Source organism: Kiloniellales bacterium (genome assembly GCA_030066685.1).
Lineage (GTDB): Bacteria > Pseudomonadota > Alphaproteobacteria > Kiloniellales > JAKSBE01 > JAKSBE01.
Genome location: JASJBF010000035.1, coordinates 48,978 through 59,025, shown reverse-complemented (window position 1 = coordinate 59,025; position 10,048 = coordinate 48,978). Strand labels below are relative to the sequence as shown.

Genomic DNA, 10,048 nt, shown 5'->3' with positions numbered 1-10,048 from the left:
GTTGCGATGCTTGCCCGATGCCCCGCATCGCGCCGCGCACCGCGCCTGCCCGGGCGGCCGATGAGGCCCATGAAACAGGTCAATACTTCCTTCCCTTGGTATAGTGCCCGTTCTCCGATGCATCAGGGCAAGACCCCCGGCCAGGCGCGACCGAGCCGAATCGGGACGTGCGCGCGCTGGACCAAAGGCGTGCCGCCAAAGTCAGTAAATCTGACCTAGAGCTGCTTATCTGCGCCCAATTGAGCCGAATTGAGTGCATTTTGATCTAGACCATTTGTAACACGAAATATTTCTTGGATTATTTTCTATTAATATGTCAATATTCGCCAGTCCGTTACTTGGATCTCTGCGATGTCAGAAGTCGCCTGGCGCCCTGAAGCCTGCCCGCTGTGAGCGCCGTGAGGCTTTCTGTGACTTCGGCGTCGCAGGGCGGTGAAGATCCGGCCAGCAGGGGCTTACAAGTTCCGAGGGGGGAGTGAGCATGACCGCGCGCCTATTGTTCGTTGGCTTCGATGCCGCAGGCGCACCCTTGCTCGAACGCTGGGCCGAGGCCGGCGACCTGCCGAATCTTGCGCGGCTGCGGAAGGACGCGACCAGCATCGTCTTGGATACGCCGATGGAGACCCTGCCCGGCGCCATCTGGACGGAGATCGTCCAAGGGCGTCCGTGCCATGTCGAAAGCCAGTTCTTCCACTACGGCCAGGCCTTTCCGGAAGAAGGCGCGATTCGCCGCCTGCGCGAGAGCGATATCGACCCCGACCACCAGGTCTGGGCGGATTGCAGTCGGGCGGACCTGCGCTGCGCCGTGGTCGACGTTCCCTTTCAAGCTTTCCTGCCCGACTTCAACGGGATCCAGCTGCGTGAATGGGCCCAACACGACCTCTGGCTCGGGCCCAAATCCGATCCCGAGCCGCTGTTCGAGGAGTTGAGCGCGCGCTTCGGGCCGATCCCGATGCACGAGCAGCGTTGCGACGTCTTGGTGCACCGCGAAGGCCGCGCCGCCTTGCTGCAGGCCTTGACGGCGCGCGCCCGCTGCAAGACCGAGATGCTGGCCCATCTGCTCGAGCGGGAAGCCTGGGACCTCTTCTATTGCGTCTACGGCGAAGGCCACTGCGCCGGGCACCAGCTTTGGCCGGCGCCGCAGTGGAACTGGAGCGGACGGGCGGGATCGGAGCGCGGGCCCGAAGACCGTTGGGCCGCCCTGCGCGAGGTCTACAGGGAGATGGACGCGGGCCTTGGCCGCCTCATGGCCGCCGCCGGCCCGGAGGCCAGGGTGGTCTTCGTCGCCAGCCACGGGATCGGTCCCTACATCGGTGGGCCGCAGCTCCTGCCCGAGGTGCTGATTCGGCTCGGTCTCAGCGCCGGTCCGGACACGGGGGCCAGACGCGCCCTCAGGACCGCGATCCGCCCGCTGCGCCACCTGCCGCCGGCGCTCAAGCGTCTGGTCTATCGGCTGCGACGCCTGCCCGGTCCGGCGTGGCTGGATGCCCGGGCCGGGACCGCCGGCGTTGGCTCGGACGACAAGCGGCTCGGCTCGCCGGTCTGCAAGGCGCTGACGGTCAACAACAACCGCTGCGGCGCGGTCCGGCTCAACCTTCGGGGCCGCGACCGCTACGGCATCGTTCCGCCCGAGGACGCCGAGCCCCTGATGGCCTTTATCGAGCAGGAGCTCCTGGCCTTGACCGATCCCGGTTCCGGCCGCCGCCTGGTGGCCCGGGTCGAGCGCGCCGACGACCTCTTCGGCGCCGAACGCTCGCCGCTGGTCCCCGACCTGATCGTCGTCTTCCGCAGCGATCTCGGGGCCATCGAGGCCTGTGAATCGCCCTCGATCGGTCGCTTCCGCTACAGCCTGCACAAGGCGGCCTACAAGCGCATGGGCGACCACACGCCGGACAGCCGCGCCTGGATCAGGGCGCCGGGCTTTCCGGCCGGGCTCGAGGGTGCCAGCGGCAACGTGCTCGATCTCGCCCCGACCATCCTCTCCCTGCTCGACGTTCCGGTTCCCGCAGAAATGACGGGCGTGGCCTTGGACCGGGCACTCAGCTCCGCCGCCTGACGCGGCCCGCGGCCGTCCGACGGCGCCTGATTCCTCAGCCAGTTGCCGCAAAAACGGCAGTCCAAGTCGGGTCGGATATGGCCCAACCCTCTCGGAACAGGGTAAAACCTTGTCTCGGCAAGGCGAGGGAGACGGGACTTGGCATCCAATCCGGCGGACCGGAGAGGCTTCAGCCTCGGCCAGGCGGTGCCGGAGGAGTCCTGTGCGCTGCCGGCGGCCGAGGAGGTCAAGGCGACGACCTGCTACATGTGCGCCTGCCGCTGCGGCATCAAGGTGCACCTCAAGAACGGCCGCATCCGATACATCGAAGGCAACCGCGACCACCCGGTGAACCGCGGCGTGCTCTGCGCCAAGGGCGCCTCGGGCGCCATGCAGCACTACTCGCCGGCGCGCCTGACCAAGCCGCTGAAGCGGGTCGGCGAGCGCGGCAGCGGCGAATTCGAGGAGATCGAGTGGGAGGAAGCCCTCGCGCTCGCGAGCGGCTGGCTGTCGGATATCCGCGAGACCGACCCCAGGACGCTCGCCTTCTTCACCGGCCGCGACCAGAGCCAGGCCCTGACCGGCTGGTGGGCGCAGATGTTCGGCACGCCCAACTACGCCGCCCACGGCGGCTTCTGCTCGGTCAACATGGCCGCCGCCGGGCTCTACACCCTGGGCGGCGCATTCTGGGAGTTCGGCGAGCCCGATTGGGAGCACGCAAAGTACCTGCTGCTCTTCGGGGTCGCCGAGGACCACGGCAGCAACCCGATCAAGCGCGGCCTCGCCAAGCTCAAGGCGCGGGGCGCCAAGATCCTCTCGATCAACCCGATCCGCACCGGCTACTCCGCCATCGCCGACGAATGGATCGGCATCCGCCCGGGTAGCGACGGCCTCTTCATCCTCGCCCTGATCCACGAGCTGCTGTCGGCCGGCAAGGTCGACCTCGACTTCCTGGCCCAGACCACCAACGCGCCCTGGCTGGTGATCCGTGACGAGGGCGCCGCCGACGAAGGCCTCTTCGCCCGGGACGGCGACGGCAATCCCCTGGTGTGGGACCGCAAGGCCGGGGCGCCGCGCCCGGTCACGGAGGCCTGCGAGACCCCGGCGCTCAAGGGCGAGGTCACCCTGCCCGACGGACGCGCGGCGGTGCCGTCCTTCCAGTTGCTGGTCGAACGCTGCCTCGATCCGGCCCATGCGCCCGACGCCGTCGCCGGGCGCTGCGGCATCGAGGCCGCGACCATCCGGCGCATCGCGGCGGAGCTGGCCGAGGTCGCCTTCGAGCGGGCGCTGGTCTTCGACCAGCCCTGGACCGACTGGGCCGGGCGGCGCCACGAAAAGATGGTCGGGCGGCCGGTCAGCGTCCACGCCATGCGCGGCATCTCGGCCCATTCCAACGGCTTCCACACCTGCCGGATTTTGCATCTCCTGCAGGTCCTGCTGGGCGCCATCGATACCCCGGGCAGCTTCCGCTACAAGCCGCCCTATCCCAAGCCGGCGCCGCCGCCGGTCAAGCCGACCGGGCGGCCGGACCAGATCCGACCCGGCGCGCCCTTGCCGGGGCCGCCGCTCGGCTTCCCGCGCGGCCCGGAAGACCTGCTGATCGACGGCGAGGGCCGGCCGCAGCGCATCGACAAGGCCTTCTCCTGGGACGCGCCGCTCGCCAACCACGGCATGATGCACAGCGTCATCGTCAACGCCTGGAACGGCGATCCCTATCCCATCGACACGCTCTTCATGTACATGGCGAACATGGCTTGGAACTCGGCCATGAACACCGCCGGCACCATGGAGATGCTCTCCGACAAGGACGAAGCGACCGGCGCCTACAGGATCCCGCGCATCATCTACGCCGACGCCTACTACTCCGAGATGGTCGCCTACGCCGACCTGGTCCTGCCGGACACCACCTACCTCGAGCGTTGGGACTGCATGTCGCTGCTCGACCGGCCGATCTCCGAGGCCGACGGCCCGGCCGACTCGATCCGCCGGCCGGTGGTGGCGCCGGACCGCGACGTGCGGCCCTTCCAGGACGTGCTGCTCGACCTCGGCGCCCGGCTCGGCCTGCCCGGCTTCGTCGCCGAGGGCGGCGGGCCGCAATACCCGGGGGGCTACTCCGACTACCTGGTCAACCACGAGCGCCAGCCCGGCGTCGGCTCGCTCGCCGGCTGGCGCGGCCCCGGCGGGGCGGCCGACGGGGTCGGCGCGCCCAACCCGGCGCAGCTCGAACGCTATATCGAGAACGGCTGCTACTGGCACCGGGCGCTGCCGCTCGAGCACCGCTACTACCGCCACGTCAACCGGGGCTACCTCGACTACGCCGCGGAGATGAAGTTCCTCGGCGCCGCCGAGCCGGTCTTCCTCCAGCTCTACTGCGAGGAGCTGCAGCGCTTCCGCCTGGCCGCCCGCGGCCGCGGTCCGGTCCGGCCGCCGGCCGACAAGGCGCCGCGGATCGAGGCCTACTTCGATCCCCTGCCGCTTTGGTATCCGCCCTTCGAGGACGAGGTGACGGGCGCCGCCGACTATCCGCTCAGCGCCCTGACCCAGCGGCCCATGGCCATGTATCACTCCTGGGGCGGGCAGAACGCCTGGCTGCGCCAGATCATGGGCGCCAACCGGCTCTACGTGCCGCGCGGCGTCATGGCCGCGGCCGGGCTCAAGGACGACGACTGGGCCTGGGTCATCAGCCGCCACGACCGGGTCAAGGCGCGGGTCCGCGGCATGGACGGCGTCAACGACCGGGTGGTCTGGACCTGGAACGCCATCGGCAAGCGCGCCGGCGCCTGGAACCTGGCGGTGGACGTGCCGGAGGCGACCACCGGCTTCCTGCTCAACCACGTCATCGACGAGCTGCTGCCGGTCCGCGACGACGGCTACCGCTACGCCAATGCGGACCCGGTGACCGGCCAGGCGGCCTGGTTCGACCTGCGGGTCCGCCTGGAGCCGGCCGCGCCCGAGGAGGCGGCGCTGACCAGCCCCTTCTTCGACCCGGTCGAGACGCCCGGCGGCCTTCGCGAGAGCCCGGGCGAGCTGCGCTACGGCGCCGAGTTCCGCGCGCCGGAGGAGGACGCGTGACCTCGCTGCCCGGGACCCCGCCGGCCAAGAAGCTCGGGCTGGTCATCGACCTCGACACCTGCGTCGGCTGCCACGCCTGTGCGGTCGTCTGCAAGGAGTGGAACACCGGCGGCTACCCGGCGCCGCTCACCGACCAGGACCCCTACGGCGCCGGCGCGACCGGAACCTGGCTGAACCGCATCCACAGCTACGAGCTGGAGGCCGAGGGAGAAGAACCCGGGCGCACGGTCTATTTTCCGCGCTCCTGCCTGCACTGCGACGAGGCGCCCTGCGTCACGGTCTGCCCGACCGGCGCCTCCTACAAGCGTGGGGAGGACGGCATCGTCCTGGTCGACGAGGACAAGTGCTTCGGCTGCGGCCTCTGCGCCTGGGCCTGCCCCTACGGCGCGCGGGAGCTCGATGCCGGCACCGGCGTGATGAAGAAGTGCACCCTCTGCGTCGACCGCATCACCGACGAGGGCCTGGACCCGGTCGATCGGGTGCCGGCCTGCGTTCAGGCCTGCCCGGCCTCGGCGCGCCACTTCGGCGATCTCGCGGATCCGACCTCCGACGTCTCGCGCCTGGTCGCGGCGCGCGGCGGCTACGACCTCATGCCCGAGATGGACTGCGCGCCGACCAACAAGTACCTGCCGCCGCGGCCGCGGCGGGCCGAGACGGCGGGGCAGGGCGAGACCCGGCGCTTGGAGCCGCTGGCCGAGGCGGGCGGCTTCCTCGGCTGGCTCGACCGGGTGCTGGCGGACTGACGCCGCGATGCATCCCGCGTTCTCGGTCGTTATCTTCACCAGCTTCGCCGGCGCCGGCTACGGCATGCTGTTCCTGCTCGGGCTGCTGGCCGCGGCGCGGCACCATCCCGCCGACCTGCGCTTCAACCTGGTTTGCCTGGTCCTGACCTTCGTGTTGATGATCGTCGGGCTGCTGTCCTCGATCCGGCACCTCAAGCATCCGGAGCGGGCCTGGCGCGCCTTCTCCCAATGGCGCTCCTCGTGGCTGTCGCGCGAGGCCGTCGCGGTCGTGCTGACCTTCGTCCCGGCGGTGATCTTCGCCGTGGCTTGGCTGGCCTTCGTCCGGCTCGAGGGCATCTGGGCCCTCTTTCCCCTGCTCTCGGCCCTGGGCGCGGTGCTGGTCCTGGTCTGCACGGCGCAGATCTATGCCAGCCTGCGCACGATACCTGAGTGGCAGGATCCGCTGGTCCTGCCGCTCTACCTCGCCTACGCGCTGGCCACGGGCACGCTCTGGGTCAACGCGGTCACCTGGTCCTTCGGGGTCTCCGCCCCCTTCGCGCCGATCTTCGCCCTGATCGCCCTGGTCCTGGCCTGGGGACTCAAGCTGCTCTACTGGCGGCGCATCGACGGCCTCAAGCACGAGACCTCGACCGCCAGCGCGACCGGCCTGGGCCGCCCGGGCGGCATCCGCACCTTCGACCCGCCCCACGCCGGCGCCAACTACGTCATGACCGAGATGGGCTTCCGGATCGGCCGTCGGCACGCCCGCAAGCTGCGCCGGATCGCGCTCGCTCTCGGGTTCCTGCTGCCCGCCCTGGGCTGCCTGGTCATGATCCCCGGCACCGGCCCCCTCGGTATCCTCGCCGCCTGGCTCGCGGCCGGGGCCGGCCTGGCCGGCGTCGTGGTCGAGCGCTGGCTGTTCTTTGCCGAGGCCCGCCACGTGGTGATGTCCTACTACCGCAGCCAGTAGGAGGGCCGGATCGGAGCCTTGATCGAGGTCAAGGCGCGATCGCCGCGCTTTGCGCTGAAGTTCTTCCCAGGGGGGCAACGTCGCCGGGGGAGGCATGGCCGCGTTTGCCGAGAAGGACGGCTTGCAGTCGAGCATCGGGATCGAGGAGGAATACCTCCTCGTCGACCGTGAGACGCGCGACTTGGCCAAGGATCCGCCGCCCAGCCTGCTGGCGGACTGCGAGGCGCGGCTTGAGGGCCAGGTCAGCCCCGAGCTGCTGCGCTCGCAGATCGAGATCGGCACCCGGGTCTGCGCCAGCGTCGCCGAGGCGCGCCGCGAGCTCGGTCACCTGCGCGCCACCATCGCCGAGGTCGCGGCCCAGCACGGCCTGGCACCCCTGGCGGTCTCGACCCATCCCTTCGCGCAGTGGCGCGAGCAGCGGCACACCGACAAGGACCGCTACCGGGCGATCGCCGGCGAGATGGAGGTCGTGGGCCGGCGCGCCTTGATCTGCGGGATGCACGTCCACGTCGGCGTCGAGGACCCGGAGTTGCGCATCGACCTGATGAACCAGGTCCGCTACTTCCTGCCGCACCTCCTGGTGCTCAGCACCTCCTCGCCCTTCTGGGGCGGCGAGGAAACCGGCTTGATGTGCTACCGGCTCTCGATCTTCCACAACCTGCCGCGCACCGGCATGCCCGAGCGCTTCGAGAGCTACGGCGAGTTCGAGCGCCTGATCCGTAACCTGGTCGCCGCCGGGGTGCTCCAGGACGGCACCAAGCTCTGGTGGGACGTCCGGCCCAGCGTCCGCTTTCCGACCCTCGAGCTGCGGATCCCCGACGTCTGCACCCGCCTCGACGACGCCGTCACCGTCGCCGCCCTCTACCAATGCTTGATCCGCATGCTCTGCCGGTTGCGCCGCGAGAACCAGCGTTGGCGCATTTATCCGCAGATCCTGATGGAGGAGAACCGCTGGCGGGCCCAGCGCTACGGGACCGAGGGCGAGCTGATCGACTTCGGCCGCTGGACCGCGGTTCCGTTCGCCGACCTTCTGGAAGAGATGATCGAGCTGATCCGCGAGGACGCCGAGGCCCTGGGCTGCATCGCCGAGGTCGCGCACGCCCGCGAGATCCTCGCGCGCGGCACCAGCGCCGACACCCAGCGCCACGTCTTCCACGCCGCTCTGGCCGCCGGCGCCGATCGCAAGGAGGCCCTGCAGGCCGTGGTCGACTGGCTGATCGAAGAGACCGTCCACGGACTCGAGCCGCCGTCGTCCGCGGCGGCGGCGTCGCCCGCGTCATCCGGGGCGGCATAAAAGACGCCCCGCCGGCGGGGGCGGGGCGTCCAGCTCTACATGAGGAAGTTTGCAGTCGTCTCTCGCCGAGACGTCCGGGGCCTACTGCGTCTGCTGCTCGCCCGTCGCCTCTTGGACCTGGGTTTCGGTCGTGCCTTCCAAGGCCTGACCTTCCATGGCCTGGCCCGGCTGCTCTGCGGCGCCGTCGAGGCTTTCGCTGGGATTCTGGGCGCTCTGGTCCTCGCCACAGCCGGACAGCAGGGCGAGGGCCATCAGGGCCCCGGAGATCGTCGCAAGTACTTTAGGCATAAGGATGCCCTCCCTCAGTTTCGAGCCGGACCGACGCGCCTGCGTCGGTACGGTTCGGTCCGAACGCGCGTCCGGCAACCGAGAAGAAGGCGCGGACGCGTCGTCGCTCCCACAAAATGGCAAAGCGACGGGAGGGGGCAAGCGACCCGGCCCGCTTCACACAAGTATGCCACACTTTGGTCACGGCCCTCGGGATGGAAAGAAACGCGGTCGTGTTGAGTCGGTGTGCCGCAGCTCCGGGACCTCCCGGGTGTCAATCGTGCAGGCTCCCGACTTGCGGACGGCGAGCCTTGCCCCGAGAATCAGCCGTCGCCTTCGAGGAGGGTGCCTTGCGCCAGCGCCGTCGAATCGAGCCCTATCTGGAGCGCCTGTTCGGCTATGCCTTCAGCCTGACCCGCAACCGCGAGGACTCGGCGGAACTGGTGCAGGACTGCGCGCTGCGCGCGCTTTCGGCGCGGCGGACGCCCCGCGACGAGGCGGCCTATCGGGCCTGGCTGTTCCGGATCCTGCGCAACGCCTGGCTGGACCGGTTGCGTCGCCCCAGGCTGGAAGAGACCGGCTTGCCGGGCGACGAATGGGCTGCGGATGTCGACGTCTGGGTCGGCGACGCGCGCCGGATCGACACGCTCACCGTGCGCCTCGGCCTGGCCAAGCTCTCGGCGACCCATCGCGAGATCATCGCCCTGGTCGACATCGTCGGCCTTTCCTATGCCGAGACCTCCGAGGTCCTCGGCCTGCCGCGTGGCACCGTCATGAGCCGCCTCAGCCGGGCCCGGCGGGCGTTGCTCGGGGTCCTGTCCCAGGAGGCCGGGAGCGGCAGCGCCGTCGCGCGTCTGCGCCGAGGCGCCAGATGACCGCTTGCGAGCCGTCCTGGATCGAGCTCAACGCCTACGTCGACGGCGAGCTCGACGCCGGCCGCGCCGAGGCGGTCGCCCGGGCGGCCGCCGCCGATCCCGAGGTCGCCTCCCAGATCGCCGCGCTGCAGCGCCTCAAGGCGGTCGCGGACCGCGCCGTCGAGCAGACCCTGCCGAGCGTGCCCCCGCCGCCGCGACGGGGGGTCGGCCGAGGCCTCGGGATCGCGACCTGCCTGGCGCTGCTGGTCCTGGGCGCCGGGATTTTCCTCTCGGATCGGATCGCCGGGCCGGAGGGCAGCGCCCGGGTCGCCCGTGCCTGGGCCGGGCACGAGGCCTGGCTGGCCGGGGCGGGCGAGTCCGGCGCCCGGGCCGAGCCCGGCGTCGTCTTCGCGGCCCTGGCGGCGCTCGGCGCCGGGGCGCAGGTTCCGCAGCTCGATTCCGCGCGGCTGCATCTCGACCACGTCGCGGTGCTGCCGGGTGGCGAGACGGGCGGCGCGCTTCTTCACCTCGGCTATCGCGGCACGCGGGGCTGCCGGCTCTCGCTCTTCGTCTTCGCGGCCGACGCCGGCTGGCCGCAGGACCTGGCCCTGCCCGGCGGGCGATCGCGCCTCGGCGTCGGCTGGCGGGTCGCCGATTTGGGCTACCTGCTCCTGGCCGAGGGCATGGACCGCCGCCGCTTCGACCTGATCGCCGAGAAGGTCGGCGAGGCGACCCGCCGGGGGACGGCCTTTGACGAGGCCACCCGCAGCGCTTTGCGTCGCAGCCGCGAAGCCAGCCCGCCCTGCCAGGCCTGACGCCTGCGGCCCGCCGCGG

General features: G+C 70.6%; 8 protein-coding genes. 7 read left to right on the top strand and 1 reads right to left on the bottom strand.

Going from position 1 to position 10,048, the window contains the following annotated elements; translation table 11 throughout:
• Positions 1-481 precede the first annotated feature (481 nt).
• The 5 genes from QNJ30_20585 (at position 482) to QNJ30_20565 (ending at position 8,093) form a co-directional block, all read left to right on the top strand.
• Positions 482-2,056, top strand: coding sequence for an alkaline phosphatase family protein (locus QNJ30_20585; GenBank protein MDJ0945872.1), 1,575 nt, complete (start codon positions 482-484; stop codon positions 2,054-2,056).
• Between the two features lie 138 nt (positions 2,057-2,194).
• Complete coding sequence (locus tag QNJ30_20580; GenBank protein ID MDJ0945871.1) at positions 2,195-5,107, top strand: molybdopterin oxidoreductase family protein; 2,913 nt, start codon at positions 2,195-2,197, stop codon at positions 5,105-5,107.
• Positions 5,104-5,850 carry a 4Fe-4S dicluster domain-containing protein gene (locus QNJ30_20575; protein ID MDJ0945870.1) on the top strand — a complete coding sequence of 249 codons (747 nt, stop codon included), beginning with the start codon at positions 5,104-5,106 and terminating at the stop codon, positions 5,848-5,850. The genes QNJ30_20580 and QNJ30_20575 overlap by 4 nt, the downstream gene beginning before the upstream one ends.
• A 7-nt stretch (positions 5,851-5,857) precedes the next feature.
• A complete protein-coding gene (locus QNJ30_20570; protein MDJ0945869.1) occupies positions 5,858-6,799 on the top strand; it encodes a dimethyl sulfoxide reductase anchor subunit in 942 nt (313 codons plus the stop codon).
• A gap of 94 nt (positions 6,800-6,893) precedes the next feature.
• The gene (locus QNJ30_20565) at positions 6,894-8,093 is read left to right on the top strand and encodes a carboxylate-amine ligase (GenBank protein ID MDJ0945868.1); all 1,200 of its coding nucleotides are present in this window, start codon (positions 6,894-6,896) and stop codon (positions 8,091-8,093) included.
• 81 nt (positions 8,094-8,174) lie between these two features.
• Here QNJ30_20565 and QNJ30_20560 read toward each other — a convergent pair whose 3' ends face one another.
• Positions 8,175-8,381 (bottom strand): hypothetical protein, encoded by a 207-nt coding sequence (locus tag QNJ30_20560; GenBank protein MDJ0945867.1) that lies wholly within the window; start codon positions 8,379-8,381, stop codon positions 8,175-8,177.
• Between the two features lie 290 nt (positions 8,382-8,671).
• On the opposite strand from QNJ30_20560, the gene QNJ30_20555 reads away from it, so the two are divergent.
• Both QNJ30_20555 and QNJ30_20550 read left to right on the top strand, forming a co-directional pair.
• Complete coding sequence (locus QNJ30_20555; protein ID MDJ0945866.1) at positions 8,672-9,235, top strand: RNA polymerase sigma factor; 564 nt, start codon at positions 8,672-8,674, stop codon at positions 9,233-9,235.
• On the top strand, positions 9,232-10,029 hold the full coding sequence (locus tag QNJ30_20550) for a hypothetical protein (GenBank protein ID MDJ0945865.1): 798 nt from the start codon (positions 9,232-9,234) through the stop codon (positions 10,027-10,029). Before QNJ30_20555 ends, QNJ30_20550 begins: the two co-directional genes overlap by 4 nt.
• The last annotated feature ends 19 nt before the right edge of the window (positions 10,030-10,048 follow it).